Origin of the sequence: Streptomyces sp. Tu6071, assembly GCF_000213055.1 — a bacterium.
Classification (GTDB): Bacteria; Actinomycetota; Actinomycetes; order Streptomycetales; family Streptomycetaceae; genus Streptomyces; species Streptomyces evansiae.
On sequence record NZ_CM001165.1, the window covers coordinates 2,201,163 to 2,220,229 of the forward strand.

The following is a 19,067-nucleotide window of genomic DNA, read 5'->3' on the forward strand; positions in this document are numbered from 1 at the left end:
ACGCCGACGTCAAGGCCAGCCCGAGCGGCCCAACTCTGCCGGACACCGGCAGTGACCTGGGACGACGCCTCTGCGAGGCTGGACGCATGAGACGGACCTTCACGTGGCACGCGGGCCCGGCTCTGGTCTGCGGCGCCTCGCTCGTCGCGCTGGGGCTGTGCGCGGGGCTGCCCTTCGGGCGGTGGACGGCGGGGGCGGGATGGCTGGTGGCGGCAGGGTTCGCGGCGGCGCTGCCCACGGGCGCGGCGGCGCTCCTGCGGTGTCTGTGGGCCGGGGTGGACCGGTCCACGCTCTGGGCCTCGTTCCGCTGCCTGCCGCGGGCGGCGCGGCTGAGCTGCGCCGGGCTCCTACTGACGGGGGTCCTCGTGACCGGGACGGCCTTCGCGGGTTTCGCCGGTCGCCAGGACGCGAAGGCCGAAGCAGGCGGCGGCTATTCGGCGCTCGACACCCGCACGAAGGACCGGGTGCGGATCTCGCGGGAGCGGTACGAGGAGGTACGGGCGGCCGAACGACGCGGCTTCCTCGCACTGCCGGGCACCCTGCTGGTAGTGAGCGGGGCGCTGGTGCTGACCCTGGGCGAGTGGGACGGGGCGGGGGCGGGGCGGACCCCGGCGACCCGCGACAGGCGGGGTGCGGCGTAGGGCCCCGGGTCCCGCGAGTGCGGGGGCTCACCCTGCGGCCCCGCCACCACCCCCTCCGCCTACGCCCCGCCGCCCAGCCTCCGGTTCGCCAGGACCGGGATGGACTCGCGCACCGTCGTCACCTCCGCCGCGTCCACCTCCGCGAAGACCACCCCCGGCTCCGCGCCCGCCGTCGCCCGGATCGTGCCGTCCGGGCCCGCCAGCAGGCTGTGGCCGATGCCCGTCGGCGCCTTGCCGGAGCGGGGCGGGCCGCTCGCCCCCGGGTCCGCCTGGTCCACCGCCGCCACGTACAGCGTCGCGTCCAGGGCCCGGGCGCGGACCAGGAGTTCCCACTGCTCGCGCTTGCCGGGGCCCGCGCCCCAGGAGGCGGGGAGCACGCTCAGGAGCGCGCCCGCGTCCGCGTGGGCGCGGAAGAGTTCGGGGAAGCGGACGTCGTAGCAGGTCGCGAGGCCAGTACGGACGCCGTCCACGTCGATCGTGACGACCTCGGAGCCCGGGGCGACCGTCGCCGACTCGGCGAAGCCGAAGGCGTCGTAGAGGTGGATCTTGTCGTACGCGGCCTCGACGCCGGGGCCGGTCGCGAGCAGCGTGTTCGTCACGCGCCCGTCCGGGGCGGGCGTGAACATCCCCGCCACCACGACGACCCCGCACTCTGCCGCGACCGCGCGGACGCCCTCCGCCCACGGCCCGTCGAGCGGTTCGGCGAGCGGTCCGAGCGGGATGCCGAAGCACGCCATCGTCGCCTCGGGGAAGACGACGAGCCGCGCTCCCCCGGCGGCGGCCTCGCGCGTGCGCTCCCGCACGAGGTCCAGGTTCGCCGCGGGCTCGGGGCCCGAGGTGAGCTGGCCCAGCGCGAGCCTCAGCATCGTCGTGGTCATCGTCGTACGTCCTCCCTCTCGGCAACGTCCACCCCCATGGTCGCCCCTGCCCGCGCCGAAGGCACTCGCCACCCCCTTGACTCCCTCTCAGCCGCGGCACAGACTCCTCCCCGACACGGGACAACGATGTCAGCCATCACGCCGGTGCCGCCGCGATGGAGGAGAACCACGCATGTGGGGATTCAGGAACAGAACGCGCGCGGTGCGCGGAGCCGGGGCAGCCGCCCTGGTGCTGGCCGTGTGCGCGCTCGCCGTACCGCCCGCCTCCGCTGCCACGCGGCACGGACACGAGCACGGGCACGGGCACGGGCACGGGCACGGGACCGCGCTCGTCGCCGACCCGAGCCGCTACGTCGACCCGTTCATCGGAACGCAAAAGGGGACCGACTGGGAGAACACCTGGCCCGGCGTCACCGCGCCGTTCGGGATGATGCAGTTCAGCCCCGACACGACCGAGGGCCCGACCGGGTACTCGTACGACTCGGACCGGATCAAGGGCTTCAGCCTCGACCACTTCTCGGGCGGCTGCTCCTCCTTCGGGAACATCCCGCTGCTCCCCGTGACGGGCGCGATCGGCGAGAAGCCCGCTGAGCGGACCGAGCACTTCTCGCACGCGAAGGAGACGGCCGAGGCGGGCACGTACGAGGTGACGCTTGCCGATTCGGGGATCGACGTGTCGATCGGGGCGCGCACGCGCGCGGGCATCGCCTCGTTCACGTACCCGAAGGGCTCGCAGGCCCAGGTCCTCGTGAAGTCCGGTACGAGCCTGGGCGGTGACTACGCGGCCGAGGCGCACCTCGTCGGGGACCGCGAGGTGCGCGGCACCGTCACGCCGCACGGCCTGTGCAACAACAGCCGCTACACGCTGCACTTCGACATCCGCTTCGACCGCCCGTTCACCGCGCACGGCACGTGGGACGGCGCGGGCGAGGTCACCGAGGGCGCCTCGAAGGCCGAAGGCGCGAACTCCGGCGCCTACCTCACCTTCGACACCTCGCGCGAGCGGCGGGTGACCGCCAAGGTCGGCATGTCGTACGTGAGCCAGGACGGCGCGGCGCGCAACCTGACGACGGAGATACCGGGCTGGGACACCGCGAAGGTGCAGGCGCAGACGCGCGCGGACTGGCGCACGGCGCTGAAGAAGGTCGAGGTGGGCGGGGGTACCGATGAGCAACTGACCACCTTCTACACCTCTTTGTACCGCTCCCTCCAGTCGCCGAGCGTCTTCGACGACGTCGACGGCCGCTACATCGGCTTCGACGACAAGATCCGCGAGGTCGCCCCGGGGCACCACCAGTACGGCACGTTCTCGGACTGGGACATCTACCGCTCGCTCGCCCCGCTCCAGACGATGCTGTACCCCGGGCGCGCCGGCGACATGGCCAACTCGCTGCTCAGGGACGCCCAGCAGCAAGGGGGTTGGTGGCCGAAATGGCCCGCGCAGAACATGACGGGGAACGTCATGAACGGCGACAACGGGGTGCCGCTCTTCGCGCAGTACGTCGCCTTCGGCGCGAAGGGCGTCGACATCAGGTCGGCGCTGCCGATCATGAAGAAGAACGCGACCGTGTCCGAGAAGGTCGGCTGGGGCTGGATCGCCCGGCCCGGCGTCGAGGACTACGTGCGGCTCGGCTACGCGCCCAACAACAGCGACTCGCAGGGCGATCACGGTCTCCAGGGCGCCTCGGAGACGCTGGAGTGGGCGATCGACGACTTCGCGATCTCCCGGCTCGCCGAGCGCGTCGGCGACAAGGCGACCGCACGCGAGTACGCCAAGCGCGGCCAGAACTGGCAGAACATCTACGACCCCGCGACCGGCTACCTGCGCCCGCGCGACGACAACGGCTCCTTCCCGGCCGGTCCCGGCTTCGTCAAGCCGCCGGACACCGCCTTCGGGCAGGACGGCTACGACGAGGGCAACGCGGCGCAGTACAACTGGCTCGTCCCGCAGAACCTCGCCGGGCTCGTGACGGCGATGGGCGGCAAGGACAAGGTGATCCCGCGCCTCGACGCCTTCTTCAGGAAGCTCAACGCGGGCGGCAACGAGCCGTACGCGTGGATGGGCAACGAGATCGACACGGCCGCGCCGTGGGTCTACGACTACGTGGGCCAGCCGTGGAAGACCCAGGAGGTCGCCCGGCGCATGGTCAACGAGATCTACACGACCGCGCCCGACGGGCTGCCGGGCAACGACGACAACGGGGCGCAGTCCTCGGTGTACGTGTGGGCGGCGCTCGGCATGATGCCCGCGACACCCGGCACCCCGGCCATCGCGCTCAACAGCCCGCTCTTCCCGCGCGCCGAGATCCACCTCGGCACGGGCCGCACGCTGAGCGTCAACGCCCCGAAGGCGGCGGCGAACGCCCCGTACGTGACGGGCGCGAAGCTCAACGGCCGGTCCTTCGAGTCGACTTCGCTGCCCGAGGACGTCGTGACGCGGGGCGGGAAACTCGACTTCTCGCTCGCGACGCGCCCCGACAAGCACTGGGCGACCTCCGCGAAGGCGGCGCCGCCGTCCTGGCGGACGTACGAGAAGTCCGCCGTCGGCTACCTCACGCCGAACGGCACGCGGGTGACCGAGGCGGGCAAGGGCCTCAAGGGCACCGTGGGCGTCTCGGCGCTCGCGGGCCGGCCCGGCTCCGTACGGTGGACGGCCTCGACCGACGACCCGCACGTGAAGGTCTCGCCGTCCTCCGGGACGCTGAGCCTGCGGCACGCGAGGACGGCCGAGGTGCCGGTCGCGATCAGCACCACGAAGGACACGCCGTCCGGGTACCACCCGGTGAAGATCTCGTTCCGCACCTCCTCGGGCGAGGAACTGCCGGGCGGGGCCGTCGTGGTGACCGTGCCCGACGCGGACGGCACGGCCACGGCGTGCGCGACGCTCGGCGCGGAGGACACCGAGTGCGGGCTGCGCGCCCGCGACAACGGTGACGGGCACTGGAACGTCGTCGAGAAGGCCGGCCGTTCCGGGCACGAGACGACGGACGGGTCCCCGTTCCAGTACTTCGACGTCGACAACACGACCGTTCCCGGCGGGAGTTACCGGGCGACCGTGAGCGTGGAGTACTTCGACCACGGCACGGGCGGCTGGAGCCTCCAGTACGACGCGGTGGGCGACGCCTACAAGTCGACGCCCGAGGTCGCGAAGACCGGGACCGACACCTGGAGGACGGCCGTGTTCGAGGTCGACGACGCGGCCTTCCACAACGGCGAGAACGGCGGCACCGATTTCCGGCTGGCGAACAGCGGGGACGCCGGGGTCGTCGGCAAGGTGACGGTCGCCACGGAGGGCGAGGGAGTACTGGCCCTCCACCTCTGCCCCGCCGCATAGCGGGGCGGGGCGGGATGCGGGGGCTCGGCGCCCCCGCACCCCGCCTCCCGGGGCTCCGCCCCGGACCCCCGCTCCTCAAACGCCGGAGGGGCTGAGTTTCTCCGCCCGCGGCTCGGGCATCCCGGCCTCCGCCTCCGCCTCGTCGACCAGCGTCTTCTCGTCGAACGGCAGCTTCCCGGCGAGCACCTGGTCCACCCGCCCCTTGTCGATCTCCTTCGTCCACGTGCCGATCAGCACCGTCGCCACCGCGTTCCCCGCGAAGTTCGTGAGGGCACGCGCCTCGCTCATGAAGCGGTCGATGCCGACGATGAGGCCGACGCCGTCGACGAGTTCGGGGCGGTGGGACTGGAGCCCGCCCGCGAGCGTCGCGAGACCGGCCCCCGTGACGCCCGCCGCGCCCTTCGAGGCGATGATCATGAAGACGAGCAGCGAGATCTGCTGGCCGATCGAGAGCGGCTGGTCCATCGCCTCGGCGACGAAGATCGACGCCATCGTGAGGTAGATCGCGGTGCCGTCGAGGTTGAAGGAGTAGCCGGTCGGGACGGTGATGCCGACGACCGGGCGCGAGACGCCGAGGTGCTCCATCTTCGCGATGAGGCGCGGCAGCGCGGACTCGGACGAGGAGGTGGAGAGGATCAGCAGGAACTCGCGGGCCAGGTACTTCAGGAGCAGCAGGATGTTGACGCGCGCGAAGACCCTGAGCAGCGCGCCGAGGACGAGCACGACGAAGAGCACGCACGTCACGTAGAAGCCGATCATGATGACCGCGAGCGACTTGAGCGCGTCCACGCCCGTCTCGCCGACCACGGCGGCCATCGCGCCGAAGGCGCCGACCGGGGCCGCCCACATGATCGTGGCCAGAACGCGGAAGACGAGCTTCTGGATGTGGCCGATGCCGCGCAGGACCGGCTCGCCGCTCCTGCCGAGCGCCTGGAGCGCGAAGCCGACGAGGAGGGCCACCAGGAGCGTCTGGAGGACCTTCTCGCTCGTGAACGCCGAGACGAGCGTCGTCGGGATGATGCCGAGGAGGAAGTCGACGGTCGACTCGGGGGCCTTGGGGGCCTGCGCGGCGCCGACCTCCCGCACCGACTCGGTCAGGTGGAGGCCCTGGCCGGGCTCCAGGAGGTTGCCGACGAGGATGCCGATCGCGAGCGCCACGGTCGACATCACGAGGAAGTAGCCGAGCGCGAGCCCGCCCACGGCACCGACCTTCGCGGCCTTGCGCACCGAACCGATGCCGAGCACGATCGTGCAGAAGATGATCGGCGAGATCATCATCTTGATCAGGTTCACGAAGCCGGTACCGAGCGGCTTCAGCTCGACGGCCACACCGGGCGCGGCGAAGCCGAGGATGATCCCGAGGATCACGGCGCCGATCACGGCGAGGTAGAGGTAGTGGCTCTTGTCACGGCGTCCCGGCGCGGCGGGCGGCGGGGTCGCGGGCCCGTGTCCCTCGGGCTCGGGGGCTGCTGCCTCGGTGGCTGACACGGGTTCCTCCTGGTGACGTCGTCGTCTGGGCGGGCGCGGGAGACTGCGGCTCGCTCCGCACGCCGGGCTGCGGCGACTATCCCGTACGGTGTGACCGGCGTCACTGTTTCGGTCATTAAGGTCGCGCGGACCTGCCCCGGAGGCTGCGGACCGCGCCCGGCGTGGGCACACTGGCCCGATGCGTCTCCCCCGCCCCCGGAGCCTGGCCGGCCAGCTCTTCGCGATGCAGGTGCTCCTCGTGGCACTCGTCGTCGCGGGCTGCGCGCTCTTCACGTACGTGAGCGACCGCCGCCAGGCGCGTACCGCCGCCGAGCGCCAGGTCACCGCCGCCGCGCTCGCGATCGCCGCCGCGCCCACCGTGCGCGAGGCGGTCGGCGCGCCCGAGCCGACCCGCACCCTCCAGCCCTACGCGGAGAAGGTCCGCCGCGAGGCCGACCTCACCTTCGTGACGATCATGTCCCCCGACGGCATCCGCTACACGCACCCGACGCCGGACCGGATAGGCGAGCGCTTCCTCGGTCACCGCGCCGAGGCGCTGCGCGGGCGGACGTTCTCGGAGACGTACCGGGGCACGCTCGGGGTCTCGGTACGGGTCGTGACCCCGGTCAAGGAGGGCGACCGCGTCACGGGGCTCGTGAGCGCGGGGATAGACGTCACGGCGATCAGCGAACGCCTGCGCCACCAGGTGCTGCTGCTCCTCGTGACGGCCGCGGCGGCCCTGCTGCTCGGCGGGACCGGCACGTACGTCATCAACCGGCGGCTGCGGCGGCACACCCACGGCATGAACGCGACCGAACTCGCCCTCGTGCACGACTACCACGAGGCCGCGCTGCACGCCGTGCGCGAAGGGCTGCTCCTGCTCGACGGGCGCCGGGCCGTGGCCCTGCTCAACGACGGGGCGCGCGAACTGCTCGGGCTGCCGCCCGGCACGTATGTCGGGCGCCCCATCGCCGAGTTGGGGCTCCCGCGCGGGCTCACCGGGGCGCTGCTCGCCTCGGAGCCCCGCGTGGACGAGGTGCACCTCACCGAGGAGCGCGTCCTCGTCGTCAACACCTCGCCCGTGTCCGGGGGGCAGCGCTCGGGGACGGTCGTGACCCTGCGGGACCACACCGAACTGCGCGCGCTGATGGGCGAGCTGGACGCCGAGCGGAGCTTCGGCAAGGCGCTGCGGGCGCAGGCGCACGAGGCGGCGAACCGGCTGCACACGGTCGTCTCGCTCGTCGAACTCGGGCGCCCGGACGAGGCGGTGGAGTTCGCGACGTCCGAACTGGAGCTGGCCCAGGCGCTCACGGACCGCATGACCGGCGCGGTCCGCGAACCGGTGCTCGCCGCGCTGCTGCTGGGCAGGACGGCGTACGCGCACGAGCACGGCGTCGAGCTGGTCCTGAGCGAGGACAGCGGTCTCGACGACGGGCTGCTCCCCGCGAGCCTGCCGCCGCGCGACCTCGTGACGATCCTCGGCAACCTCGTCGACAACGCGGTGGAGGCCGCGCAGGGCACCCCGGGCGCGCGGGTCACGGTCACCGCGCGCGCCGAACACACCACCGAGGGGGACGAGTTGCTGCTCCGCGTCACCGACAACGGCCCCGGGCTCGATCCCGCGCACATCGAGGACGCCTTCCGCGACGGCTGGTCGACGAAGGCCGCCGAGCCGGGCGCGCACGGCCTCGGGCTCGCGCTCGTCCGCCAGGCGGCCGGGCGCGCGGGCGGCATCGTGGCGGCCCGCCGCGACACGGGCGGGGGCGCCGAGTTCACCGTGCGGCTGCCGCTCGCGCTCTCCGCCGGGGGGACGCGATGAGCGAGGACGTACGGGTCCTCGTCGTCGAGGACGAGACCGTCGCCGCCGACGCGCACCGTCTGTACGTGGAGCGGGTGCCGGGCTTCACCGTCGCCGCGGTCGCGCACTCGGCGGCAGCCGCGCGCCGCGCCCTGGAGCGCACGCCGATCGACCTCGTGCTCCTCGACCTCTACCTGCCCGACGGGCACGGGCTCCAGTTGCTGCGCGGGCTGCGCTCGGCGGGGCACCGCGCGGACGTCATCGCGGTCACGTCCGCGCGGGACCTCGCGGTGGTGCGCGAAGGGGTCTCGCTCGGGGTCGTGCAGTACGTACTCAAGCCCTTCACGTTCGCGACGCTGCGCGACCGGCTCACGCGGTACGGGGAGTTCAGGGCGGCGGCTGGCGAGGCGGCGGGCCAGGACGACGTGGACCGCGCCCTCGCCGCGCTGCGCGCCCCGCGCCCGGCCGACCCGCCGAAGGGGCTGAGCGCCCCGACCCTGGACCGCGTCACCCAGGCGCTGCGCGCGGCGGGCGAGGACGGCCTCACCGCGCAGTCGACGGCGGATCTCGCGGGCCTCTCGCGCATCACGGCCCGCCGCTACCTCGAACACCTCGTCACCACGGGCCTCGCGACCCGCGCCCCGCGCTACGGGCAGGTGGGGCGCCCGGAGTTGCACTACCGCTGGGAGGCGCGGGGCTGACGCCTCAGGCGGAGGCGGCCTCGCGCGCGATCCGCTCGAACTGGGCCCCCATGGCCTCGGCGAGCGCCCGCGCGCCGGAGAGCGGGCGGACCATGACGGTGAACTCGTCGATGAGCCCCGCCTCGTTCACGTGCAGGAAGTCGCAGCCGGTCAGCTCGCGCTCCCCGACACGCGTCGCGAAGACGAGGGCGTGATCGGCCCCGTCCGCCTCCCCGATCTCCTTCACGTACCGGAAGTCCTCGAAGACGCGGAGCACCCCGCGCAGGATCGCGGCGGTGATCGCCCTGCCCTGGTACGGCTTGTGGACGACCGGACTGGTGAACACGACGTCCTCGGCGAGCAGGGCCTCGACGGCGTGCATGTCACGGGCCTCGACGGCCGCACGGAAGGCGCGCACGGAATCTCCTCTTCACCGGGGAGGGGCAGCAGTGGCGCCACCCTAGTTCCGGGCCGGGCCGCGCGGCCACGGGCCGCCGGGCCGATCCGGGCGGCCACGAGCCGCCGGGCGACCGCGGGGACACCCCGCCCCGCCACCACAGCCAGGCCCCGCCGCCCGTCCGCCGGTCCCCGCGTCACCGGCCTAGAAGACCGACTCCGCCTCTTCCATCCGCTCCCTCGGCACCGTCTTCAGCGCCGTCACCGCCTCCGCGAGCGGGACCATCACGACGTCCGTGCCGCGCAGTGCCGTCATGTTGCCGAAGTCGCCGCGGTGGGCGGCCTCGACGGCGTACCAGCCGAAGCGCGTGGCGAGGACGCGGTCGTAGGCGGTGGGGGTGCCGCCGCGCTGGACGTGGCCGAGGATGACCGGGCGGGCCTCCTTGCCGAGGCGCGATTCGAGTTCGTAGGCGAGCGCGGTGCCGATGCCGCGGAAGCGCTCGTGGCCGAACTGGTCGATCTCGCCCTTGCCGTAGTCCATCGTCCCGGCCGCCGGGTGCGCGCCCTCGGCGACGCAGATGACGGCGAACTTCTTGCCGCGCGCGAAGCGTTCCTCGACCATCTTCACGAGGTCGGCCGGGTCGAAGGGCCGCTCGGGCAGGCAGATGCCGTGCGCGCCGCCCGCCATGCCCGACTCCAGGGCGATCCAGCCCGCGTGCCGCCCCATGACCTCGACGACCATGACCCGCTGGTGGGACTCGGCCGTGGTCTTGAGGCGGTCGATCGCCTCGGTCGCGACGCCGACGGCGGTGTCGAAGCCGAAGGTGCGGTCGGTCGAGGAGATGTCGTTGTCGATCGTCTTCGGCACGCCGACGACCGGCATCCCGCTCTCGGAGAGCATCCGCGCGGCGGTCAGGGTGCCCTCGCCGCCGATCGGGATGAGGACGTCGATGCCGAGTTCGCGGGCGAGTTCGGGCGCGTTGGCGCAGGCTTCGGCGAGCCGCCCGCGCTCCAGACGGGCCGAGCCGAGGATCGTGCCGCCGCGGGCGAGGATGCCGCTCACCGCGTCGAGGTCGAGTTCGCGGTAGTGCCGGTCGAGCAGGCCCTTGTACCCGTCCTCGAACCCGATCACCTCGTCACCGTGGTGCGTGACGGCGCGGTGCACGACCGACCGGATCACTGCGTTGAGGCCCGGACAGTCGCCGCCTGCGGTGAGAATTCCGATGCGCATCGTGCTGTTCTCCTGCTCGCTTACTAGAGGTGCGCGGGGGTTGAGAGGACGGGAAGGACGCGAAGAACGCGGATGGTCGGTGCGGGTTCCCCCTGAACTCGGGCCGATTCTCGCACGCCCGTGGAAAGCCCGGAACATACGTCCGTCCCGGGGGCGCGCGTTTACCGGTGCCGGAGCGGAACAACGGCAGGGGGCGTGCGGAAATACGGACGCGCCGGGGGACCGCGCGGGCGGCATACCGAGTGCTGTGGGTAGTGTCAAGGGGGCAGGTTCAGCAGATCAGGTGTTTTTGTCCTATGAGTTCTCCGGCATTCTCTTGCGCTTCGCGCGGGATGTCGAGAACGATTCCGGGGGCGCTCTGATGAGTGCTCCTGAATTCGTATGAGTAGGGAAACGGAGAAATACCGGTGGCGCGCAGTGTCTATGTGACCGGGACCGACCGGGGGGACGGGCGGCAGGTCGTCGAGCTGGGGGTCATGGAGCTGCTGACCCGCCGGGTCGACCGGGTCGCGGTCTTCCGGCCGCTCGTCCACGACGGCCCGGACCGCATGTACGAGCTGTTCCGCGAGCGCTACCGCCTCTCCCAGCCGCCGGACTCGGTCTTCGGGATGCACTACGCGCGGGCGAGCGCGCTCCAGGCCGAGCAGGGCCTCGACGAACTCGTCTCGCGGCTCGTGGAGAGCTACCAGCGGCTCGCCGCCGAGTACGACGCCGTCCTCGTGATCGGTACGGACTTCGCGCACACGCAGCTCCCCGACGAGCTGGGCTTCAACGCGCGGCTCGCCAACGAGTTCGGGGCCTTCGTGCTGCCCGTCGTGGGCGGCAAGGAGCAGTCGGCGGAGTCGGTGCGCTCCGAGGCGCACAACGCCTACCACGCCTACGCGGGGCGCGGCTGCGACGTCCTCGCGATGATCGTGAACCGCGTCGCGCCCGCCGACCGCGACCTCGTGCAGGAGCGCCTCACGGGCCGCGTCGGCGTGCCCGTGTACGTCCTGCCGGACGAGCCGAGCCTGTCGGCGCCGACCGTCGCGCAGATCACGCACACCCTCGGTGGAACGGTTCTGCTGGGCGACGAGGCCGGCCTCTCGCGCGACGCGCTCGACTTCGTCTTCGGCGGCGCGACCCTGCCGAACTTCCTGCACGCGCTGACCCCAGGCTGCCTCGTCGTGACCCCGGGCGACCGCTCGGACCTCGTGGTGGGCGCGCTCGCCGCGCACTCGGCCGGGGCCCCGGCCATCGCGGGCGTCCTGCTGACCCTCGGCGAGCGCCCCGACCAGGGGATACTGCGGCTCGCCGGACAGCTCGCCCCCGGCACCCCGCTCGTCTCGGTGCCCGGCAACAGCTTCCCGACCGCCACCGAGCTGTTCACGCTCGAAGGCCGCCTCGGCGCGGCGACCCCGCGCAAGACGGAGACCGCGCTCGGCCTCTTCGAGCGCTGGGTCAACGGCCCGGCGCTCCTGGACCGCATCCGCGTCGCGGGCAGCGGCCGGGTCACGCCGATGATGTTCGCGCACAAGCTCATCGAGCAGGCCCGCGCGCACCCCCGCCGCGTCGTCCTCCCCGAGGGCACCGAGGAGCGCGTGCTGCGCGCGGCGGACGTCCTGCTGCGCCGCTCGGTGTGCGCGCTCACACTGCTCGGCGACCCCGCCGTGATCCGCAGGAAGGCCGCGGACCTGGGCGTGGACCTCGAAGGCGCCGAGCTGCTCGACCCGCACGACTCCGAGCTGCGCGGGCGCTTCGCGCGCGAGTACGCCGCGCTGCGGGCGCACAAGGGCGTCACGGAGGAGCTGGCGCACGACGTCGTCGCCGACGTCAACTACTTCGGGACGCTCATGGTGCGGGCCGGGCTCGCCGACGGCATGGTCTCGGGCGCGGTGCACTCGACGGCGGCGACGATCCGCCCGGCCTTCGAGGTCATCAAGACCCGCCCGGACGCGAAGCTCGTCTCCTCGGCCTTCTTCATGTGCCTGGCCGACAAGGTCCTCGTCTACGCGGACTGCGCCGTCAACCCCGACCCGGACGCCGAGCAGCTCGCGGACATCGCGATCCAGTCGGCGACGACGGCGGCGGCCTTCGGCGTCGAGCCCCGGATCGCGATGCTCTCGTACTCGACGGGCACCTCGGGCTCGGGCGCGGACGTCGACAAGGTGCGGCAGGCGACGGAGCTGGTGCGGGCCGAGCGCCCCGATCTGCTCATCGAGGGCCCGATCCAGTACGACGCGGCCGTCGAGCCGTCCGTCGCGGCGACGAAGCTCCCGGACTCTCCGGTCGCGGGACGCGCGACGGTGCTGATCTTCCCGGACCTCAACACGGGCAACAACACCTACAAGGCCGTGCAGCGCTCGGCGGGCGCGGTCGCGGTCGGCCCGGTCCTCCAGGGCCTGCGCAAGCCCGTCAACGACCTCTCGCGCGGCGCGCTCGTCGAGGACATCGTGAACACGGTCGCCATCACGGCGATCCAGGCGGGGCAGACGGCCGCGTCCGGCTGAGGGCGGTATGTCTTACGGGACCTCTCGCCGCACGTCTCAGGGGACGGCTCGCGGGAACCCGTACAGCCGTCCCCGTTGCCCGCCCGCCCCTCCCCCGCCCTCTTCTCCTCCGGACCCTACGGAAGGCCCCCGTGTCCGCCTCACCCACCCGTGTGCTCGTCCTCAACTCCGGTTCCTCCTCGGTCAAGTACCAGCTCCTCGACATGCGGGACGAGTCGCGGCTCGCGACCGGTCTCGTGGAGCGGATCGGGGAGCGGACCTCGCGCGTCGAGCACACCCTCCTGACCGGCGCCGAGCCGGAGACCCGGACCCGTGAGGGCCGCGTCGCCGACCACGACGAGGCCCTCGACGCGGTCGCGGCCGAGCTGTCCCGCGACGGGCTCGGGCTCGACTCGCCCGAGCTGCTGGCCGTGGGGCACCGCATCGTCCACGGCGGGCGGCTCTTCGACGGGCCGACGCGCGTGGACTGGCACGTGGAGCGCGAGATCGAGCGGCTCGTCCCCGTCGCCCCGCTGCACAACCCGGCGGGCCTCGCCGGTATCCGCACGGCGCGGCGCCTGAACCCCTCGCTGCCGCAGGTCGCGGTCTTCGACACCGCCTTCCACGCGCACATGCCCGAGGCGGCCTCGCGGTACGCGCTGGACACGGCCGTCGCCGAGGCGCACCGCATCCGCCGCTACGGGGCGCACGGCACCTCGCACGCCTACGTGTCGCGTGCGACGGCCGAGCTGCTCGGGCGGCCCTACGAGGAGACGAACACGATCGTCCTGCACCTGGGCAACGGGGCCTCGGCCGCCGCCGTGCGCGGGGGCCGCAGTGTGGACACCTCGATGGGGCTGACCCCCCTGGAGGGACTGGTGATGGGCACCCGGTCGGGGGACATCGACCCCGCAGTGGTCTTCCACCTGATGCGGAACGCGAGCATGTCGGCCGAGGATGTGGACGTGCTGCTGAACAAGAAGAGCGGCCTGTACGGCCTGTGCGGTGACAACGACATGCGCGAGATCACCCGCAGGGCGGACGAGGGCGACCGCACCGCGCGGCTCGCCTTCGACGTGTACGTCCACCGCCTGCGCAAGTACATCGGCGCCTACACGGCCGTCCTCGGCCGCGTCGACGCGCTCGTCTTCACCGCCGGTGTCGGCGAGAACTCGGCGCCGGTGCGGGCGGCGGCCGTGGAGGGGCTGACCGGTTTCGGGCTCGCCGTGGACCCGGGGCGCAACGCGGTCCGCGAGAAGCGGCCCCGCGTCATCTCGCCGGAGGGGACGCCGGTCACCGTCGCCGTCGTGCCGACCGACGAGGAACTGGAGATCGCGCGGCAGACGTACGGGCTCCTCGGGGAAGGAGGTGACCGGGGCTGAATTCACGCGGGGCGGTCGCGCCGCGATTCCGGGACGCGTTTCCGGGCCGTTTTCACGGTATTCCGGGCGGCCCACCTGAGCGCGGCGGCGCCCATGTGTCGCCCTCTCCGGCGGTTCTCCCGCTCCGGGAAACCCTTTCGTCTGAGCGGCCCCGCGCCCATGTGTTCTTCCGGTAGTCCGTTAATCCCGCCCCGAAACAAACCGATAGGATTTGCCTCATGCGCCGTTCCAAAATCGTCTGCACTCTCGGTCCAGCGGTCGACTCGTACGATCAGCTGAAGGCCCTTATCGAAGCCGGCATGAACGTGGCCCGGCTCAACATGAGCCACGGCTCGCACGAAGAACACCTCGGGCGTTACCAGCGCGTCCGCGAGGCCGCCGCCGACACCGGCAGGACCGTCGGGGTCCTCTTCGACCTCCAGGGCCCGAAGATCCGCCTGGAGACCTTCGCCGACGGCCCCGTGGAGCTGGTGCGCGGCGACGAGTTCACCATCACCGTGGAGGACGTGCAGGGCGACCGCACGATCTGCGGCACGACGTACAAGGGCCTCCCGGGCGACGTCGCCAAGGGCGACCCGATCCTCATCAACGACGGCAACGTCGAGCTGAAGGTCACCTCGGTCGAGGGCCCCAAGGTGCACACCATCGTCATCGAGGGCGGCGTGGTCTCCGACCACAAGGGCATCAACCTGCCCGGCGCGGCCGTCAACGTGCCCGCGCTCTCCGAGAAGGACATCGAGGACCTCCGCTTCGCGCTGCGCACCGGGGCCGACATGATCGCGCTCTCCTTCGTGCGCGACGCCTCGGACGTCAAGGACGTCCACAAGATCATGGACGAGGAGGGCAAGCGCCTCCCCGTCATCGCGAAGGTCGAGAAGCCGCAGGCCGTCGCCAACATGGAGGAGGTCGTCCTCGCCTTCGACGCCGTCATGGTGGCGCGCGGCGACCTCGCCGTGGAGTACCCGCTGGAGAAGGTCCCGCTGGTGCAGAAGCGCCTCGTGGAGATGTGCCGGCGCAACGCGAAGCCGGTGGTCGTGGCGACCCAGATGATGGAGTCCATGATCACCAACTCGCGTCCGACGCGCGCCGAGGCGAGCGACGTCGCGAACGCGATCCTGGACGGCGCGGACGCGGTCATGCTGTCGGCCGAGTCGAGCGTGGGCGCGTACCCGATCGAGACCGTCAAGACGATGTCGAAGATCGTCACGGCGGCCGAGGAGGCGCTGCTCTCGCAGGGCCTCAAGCCGCTCGACGAGGGCAAGAAGCCGCGCACGCAGAGCGGTTCGGTCGCCCGCGCCGCCGCCGAGATCGCGGACTTCCTCGACGCGGACGCGCTCGTCGCCTTCACGCAGTCCGGCGACACCGCGCGCCGCCTGGCCCGCTACCGCACGGCGCAGCCGGTCCTCGCCTTCACGACGGACGAGTCCACGCGCAACCAGCTCGCGCTGAGCTGGGGCGTGACCCCGTACCTCGTGCCGCACGTGGACACGACGGACGCGATGGTCGACCTCGTGGACGCCGAGACGGTCAAGCTGGGCTCGCTCAAGGACGGCGACACCGTGGTCATCACGGCGGGCTCGCCCCCCGGCGTCCCCGGCTCGACGAACCTCGTCCGGGTCCACCACCTGGGCGACAACCGGCAGGGCTGAGCGGGCAGGAACGGCACACGCGTGAGGGGCGCCTCCCGGACTTCCGGGGGCGCCCCTCAGGCGTCACTCAACTGCCGCTCTTATCCAGGTAGTTGTGCAGTCCCGGAATGGTGAGCGTGCCGCCGAACTGACCGGCCTGGACGACGGTGACGTCCGTGAAGAACAGCTCGGGCAGGGTGAGCGGCGGCGGGCTGTCGGGCGTGAAGTCGACCGGGATGAGGCCGAGCAGCTTCCCCTTCAGCTCCTCCGTGTACATCGTGACCTTGCCGTCGCGGATCTTCGACGTGGAGCCCGGGGCGCCCTTGACGTGCGTCGTGTACGCGCCGGGGCCCACGGCGGTCTGGTGCAGGTCCTTGATGTCGATGCCGCTGGCGGTGAACTTGAGGACGTTCTTGATCTTGCCGCTCGCCGTGCGCACCTTGACGATGCCGTCGTAACCGAGCCCGTGCAGGCTCAGCTTCGTGGTGTGCAGGGTCCAGGGGTCCTCGGCGACGCGCGGGTAGCTCTCGTCCACGTCGGCGTCGGCGAGCGCCTTCGCGTCGTGGGTGGGGCAGGGGTAGGGCTCGGGCCCGTCGTCCTTGCCCGCGTCCGCCCCGTCGGCCTTCTCGTCCTGCGGGCCCTTGGCGTTCTGCTCCTCGGCCTTGCGGGCGCCCTCGGCGATGTCCTCCTCGGAGGCACCCGCGGCGCGCGCGGCGTCGCTGAGATCGTCCTTGAGGGTACGGGGCTTGGCGTCGGCGGCCTTGTCGCCCGCGGCGTCCCCGGCCTCGGAGTCCCCGGCCTCGGAGCCCTTGGACTCGCCGTCCGCGGTCTTGTCCTCGGCCTTGTCCTGCGCCTCGTCCTGGGCCTTGGGGTCCGCCGCGTCGTCCGCCTTGCCGTCCGCCGCCTTGTCGTCCTCGGCGGGCTTCTCCTCGGCGGACGCGTCCGCGTCCTTCTGGTCCTTCGGCGTGAAGAGGTCCTTGAGGGCGTCGCCGAGGCCCAGCGGGTCGAGCGGGTTCCTCGTCTCGGAGGCGCTGGGCGTGGGGCTCGCCGAGGGCTCGTCCCGCTCCTTCTTCGCGGTCTTCGCCCCGGGAGCCGCGTCCGCCTCGTCCTTCCCGGCGGCCGTGCTGCCCGAGCCGTCCTTCGCCTCGTCCTCGGCCTTGTCCTCGGCCTTGTCCTTCGCCTCGTCCGAGGCGGAGGGGTTCGGCGTCACGGAGGGCGAGGGGGAGGCACCCGGGCTCGCGCTCTCCGAGGGGGAGGGCGAGGGCTTCGTCGAGGCGGAGGCGGAGCCGGAGGGCTCCTGGCCCGGCTCGTCGGAGCGGGTCACGCAGGGGCCCGGCGCGAACGGCAGGTCGGTCTTGTCGTCGGCGAGCGCGAGGCGCGGGGTGAGCCCCATGCCGACGAAGACGGCCGTCGGCATGGCCGCGAGGGCCATCGCCTTGCCCGCGGGTATCCGGAACTTGGTCAGGACCGACTTGCGGGGCGCCGCGTGCCGGGGGCCGGATCTGCGCTCCTCCCCCGGGTGCAGCTCGTCATTCGGCACGGTGCCCACCACCGTCGGCGAGGTGCGCGAAGGGCCGCCCGCCGTCCCCGGCAGGGGCGTCGTCCCCGGCGGGTCCGGGCTGTCGCGGCAGTTCGGGGCCGGGGCCCGCGTCCGGGCCGCCCCGGTCCTCGGGGGCGGGGTCACCGCTCGGGTCGCCCGCCGGGTCGCCCGCCTCGGTCCGCTTCCCGTACGGGCCCTTCTTGTCCGGCACCCAGGCGAGCGCGAGGCTGCCGCCGAAGAGGGCGAGAAGGAAGCCGACGACGAAACCGCCGAAGTTGGAGACCGGGAGCGAGACCAGGGCGAGGAGGATCGCCGCGACTCCGGCGAAGACCCGTACCTGTGCCTGGTACCACATCGTCAGGCCGAGGGTGATGAGCAGGACCCCGATGATGAGGGAGCCCGCACCCGCGGTCGTCGACATGCGGACGGTGAGCTGCCCCAGCTTGAGGTCGTTGTAAGGGATGTAGGCGATGGGTATGCCGCCCAGCAGCGTCAGCACACCGGCCCAGAAGGGCCGGGTGCCCCGCCAGTCGCGGAACCGCGTTCGCCAGACGTGCAGTCGGTCGTCGCTCAGCCCTGGGGACTCGGCGCTCATGGAAAACAGCTCCCTGGAACCGGCTATGCGTGGATGAAGGGGCACGGGGGCGCCCGTGCGGGACGGAGCGGCGCTGCCGTCCCGGCCCGTACGGGGAGGGCCCGCGTGCCGAAGGGCCCGCGCCCCGTGGGCGGCCCGCCGGGGCCGCCCACGGTCGCGAGGTCAGAGCACGGCGGGACGGGAACCCGTGGGGCCCGTCCCGGCGGGAGTGCTCAGTAGCACTCCTTGACGCCCTTGTGCAGCGACATGTGCAGCCCGCTCAGCTTGAACGTGCCCGCCGTGGTGGCCCAGGCCGTCTGCTTGACGTCCTCGATCGTGGCCTTCCTCGCCTGCTGCGCGAAGCCACCGGTGGGGGTGTTCTTCGCGAGCGCGGGGCCGCGGGTCTTGGCCCCCGCCGCCACGCCGATGTCGATGTCCTCGAACGTGGCCTCACCGGAGAGGTCGTCCAGGTCGACGTAGAGGTTGTGGGCGACCGCCGGCTGGTCCTTCTTCGTACCGGCGCTGAGCTTGAGCGTGATCGTGCCGACGAGCGGGACGTTCGGCGTCACGACCGACTGGCACATGTTGTACAGCTTGGCGTCGTCGAACGACGAGACGGCCACGGCGTGACCGGTCTTGCCGTCGGACTCGACGTCCATGCCGCCGTACTGCGCGAAGCCATCACCTTCGAGCCGGTCCGCCGAGACCTTGAACTGCTGGCCCGACACACTGAACGAGGCCGCGAGCGCGCCCTGCGCCACCGCGACCCCGATCGCCGCCGTGGCAGCGACACCCGGGACCATGACGACGGCGAAACGACGCCATCTGGTCCCGCCACGAGCGACAGATTCCATGATTTCCTCCTTCTCGGACGTACATCCCGGGCCCGTGCCGTCCGCCGCTCGGGCGGCGGTCGTGGGCAGGGATGGGAGAAGCGCTACGTCCTCGGGAAGAAGCGCCGGGGACTGGCCGCGCACGCAGCGCGCTGATCTCCGGCGATCACCCCCGAGCGACAACCACTTGGCCGCGCCTTCACGCAACCCGTGGACA

At 72.4% G+C, this 19,067-nt stretch carries 14 protein-coding genes; 7 read left to right on the forward strand and 7 right to left on the reverse strand.

Annotation, left to right across the window (positions count from 1 at the left end; genetic code table 11):
* Positions 1-86: 86 nt before the first annotated feature.
* Positions 87-641, forward strand: a complete 555-nt coding sequence (locus tag STTU_RS08835; protein WP_007821924.1) for a hypothetical protein — start codon at positions 87-89, stop codon at positions 639-641.
* Between the two features lie 59 nt (positions 642-700).
* On the opposite strand, the gene STTU_RS08840 is transcribed toward STTU_RS08835, so the two are convergent.
* Entirely contained in the window at positions 701-1,504 is an 804-nt protein-coding gene (locus STTU_RS08840; RefSeq protein WP_199785066.1) for a carbon-nitrogen hydrolase family protein, read from the reverse strand.
* Between the two features lie 187 nt (positions 1,505-1,691).
* On the opposite strand from STTU_RS08840, the gene STTU_RS08845 reads away from it, so the two are divergent.
* Entirely contained in the window at positions 1,692-4,853 is a 3,162-nt protein-coding gene (locus STTU_RS08845) for a GH92 family glycosyl hydrolase (RefSeq protein WP_234019192.1), read from the forward strand.
* A 75-nt stretch (positions 4,854-4,928) separates the two neighbouring features.
* On the opposite strand, the gene STTU_RS08850 is transcribed toward STTU_RS08845, so the two are convergent.
* Positions 4,929-6,341 carry a C4-dicarboxylate transporter DctA gene (locus tag STTU_RS08850; RefSeq protein WP_007821927.1) on the reverse strand — a complete coding sequence of 471 codons (1,413 nt, stop codon included), beginning with the start codon at positions 6,339-6,341 and terminating at the stop codon, positions 4,929-4,931.
* 178 nt (positions 6,342-6,519) lie between these two features.
* Between STTU_RS08850 and STTU_RS08855 the strand changes: the two genes are divergently transcribed.
* Both STTU_RS08855 and STTU_RS08860 read left to right on the forward strand, forming a co-directional pair.
* The gene (locus tag STTU_RS08855) at positions 6,520-8,139 is read left to right on the forward strand and encodes a sensor histidine kinase (RefSeq protein WP_007821928.1); all 1,620 of its coding nucleotides are present in this window, start codon (positions 6,520-6,522) and stop codon (positions 8,137-8,139) included.
* A complete protein-coding gene (locus STTU_RS08860) occupies positions 8,136-8,819 on the forward strand; it encodes a response regulator (RefSeq protein ID WP_010269828.1) in 684 nt (227 codons plus the stop codon). The genes STTU_RS08855 and STTU_RS08860 overlap by 4 nt, the downstream gene beginning before the upstream one ends.
* 4 nt (positions 8,820-8,823) lie before the next feature.
* On the opposite strand, the gene STTU_RS08865 is transcribed toward STTU_RS08860, so the two are convergent.
* Together STTU_RS08865 and STTU_RS08870 are read right to left on the reverse strand one after the other, a co-directional pair.
* Complete coding sequence (locus tag STTU_RS08865) at positions 8,824-9,216, reverse strand: nuclear transport factor 2 family protein (RefSeq protein WP_043254622.1); 393 nt, start codon at positions 9,214-9,216, stop codon at positions 8,824-8,826.
* A gap of 183 nt (positions 9,217-9,399) precedes the next feature.
* Entirely contained in the window at positions 9,400-10,425 is a 1,026-nt protein-coding gene (locus STTU_RS08870) for an ATP-dependent 6-phosphofructokinase (protein ID WP_009068755.1), read from the reverse strand.
* A 407-nt stretch (positions 10,426-10,832) separates the two neighbouring features.
* Between STTU_RS08870 and pta the strand changes: the two genes are divergently transcribed.
* The 3 genes from pta (at position 10,833) to pyk (ending at position 15,924) form a co-directional block, all read left to right on the forward strand.
* Positions 10,833-12,914, forward strand: coding sequence for a phosphate acetyltransferase (gene pta, locus STTU_RS08875; protein WP_007821932.1), 2,082 nt, complete (start codon positions 10,833-10,835; stop codon positions 12,912-12,914).
* Positions 12,915-13,045: 131 nt separating this feature from the next.
* A complete protein-coding gene (locus STTU_RS08880) occupies positions 13,046-14,275 on the forward strand; it encodes an acetate kinase (protein WP_043254624.1) in 1,230 nt (409 codons plus the stop codon).
* 218 nt (positions 14,276-14,493) lie between these two features.
* The gene (pyk, locus tag STTU_RS08885; RefSeq protein ID WP_007821934.1) at positions 14,494-15,924 is read left to right on the forward strand and encodes a pyruvate kinase; all 1,431 of its coding nucleotides are present in this window, start codon (positions 14,494-14,496) and stop codon (positions 15,922-15,924) included.
* Positions 15,925-15,991: 67 nt separating this feature from the next.
* Here pyk and STTU_RS08890 read toward each other — a convergent pair whose 3' ends face one another.
* The 3 genes from STTU_RS08890 to STTU_RS08900 form a co-directional block, all read right to left on the reverse strand.
* On the reverse strand, positions 15,992-17,335 hold the full coding sequence (locus STTU_RS08890; protein ID WP_007821935.1) for a hypothetical protein: 1,344 nt from the start codon (positions 17,333-17,335) through the stop codon (positions 15,992-15,994).
* 97 nt (positions 17,336-17,432) lie between these two features.
* Entirely contained in the window at positions 17,433-18,038 is a 606-nt protein-coding gene (locus STTU_RS08895; RefSeq protein ID WP_007821936.1) for a DUF6114 domain-containing protein, read from the reverse strand.
* A 212-nt stretch (positions 18,039-18,250) separates the two neighbouring features.
* Positions 18,251-18,871 carry a DUF6230 family protein gene (locus STTU_RS08900; protein WP_029396875.1) on the reverse strand — a complete coding sequence of 207 codons (621 nt, stop codon included), beginning with the start codon at positions 18,869-18,871 and terminating at the stop codon, positions 18,251-18,253.
* Positions 18,872-19,067 lie beyond the last annotated feature (196 nt).

Excerpts from the sequence above, each read along its gene's own strand:
- STTU_RS08895 (WP_007821936.1), bottom strand. The coding sequence starts at position 18,038 with ATGAGCGCCGAGTCCCCAGGGCTGAGCGACGACCGACTGCACGTCTGG.
- STTU_RS08870 (WP_009068755.1), bottom strand. The coding sequence starts at position 10,425 with ATGCGCATCGGAATTCTCACCGCAGGCGGCGACTGTCCGGGCCTCAAC.
- STTU_RS08890 (WP_007821935.1), bottom strand. The coding sequence starts at position 17,335 with ATGGCCCTCGCGGCCATGCCGACGGCCGTCTTCGTCGGCATGGGGCTC.
- STTU_RS08845 (WP_234019192.1), top strand. The coding sequence starts at position 1,692 with ATGTGGGGATTCAGGAACAGAACGCGCGCGGTGCGCGGAGCCGGGGCA.
- STTU_RS08835 (WP_007821924.1), top strand. The coding sequence starts at position 87 with ATGAGACGGACCTTCACGTGGCACGCGGGCCCGGCTCTGGTCTGCGGC.
- STTU_RS08855 (WP_007821928.1), top strand. The coding sequence starts at position 6,520 with ATGCGTCTCCCCCGCCCCCGGAGCCTGGCCGGCCAGCTCTTCGCGATG.
- STTU_RS08900 (WP_029396875.1), bottom strand. The coding sequence starts at position 18,871 with ATGGAATCTGTCGCTCGTGGCGGGACCAGATGGCGTCGTTTCGCCGTC.
- pyk (WP_007821934.1), top strand. The coding sequence starts at position 14,494 with ATGCGCCGTTCCAAAATCGTCTGCACTCTCGGTCCAGCGGTCGACTCG.
- STTU_RS08860 (WP_010269828.1), top strand. The coding sequence starts at position 8,136 with ATGAGCGAGGACGTACGGGTCCTCGTCGTCGAGGACGAGACCGTCGCC.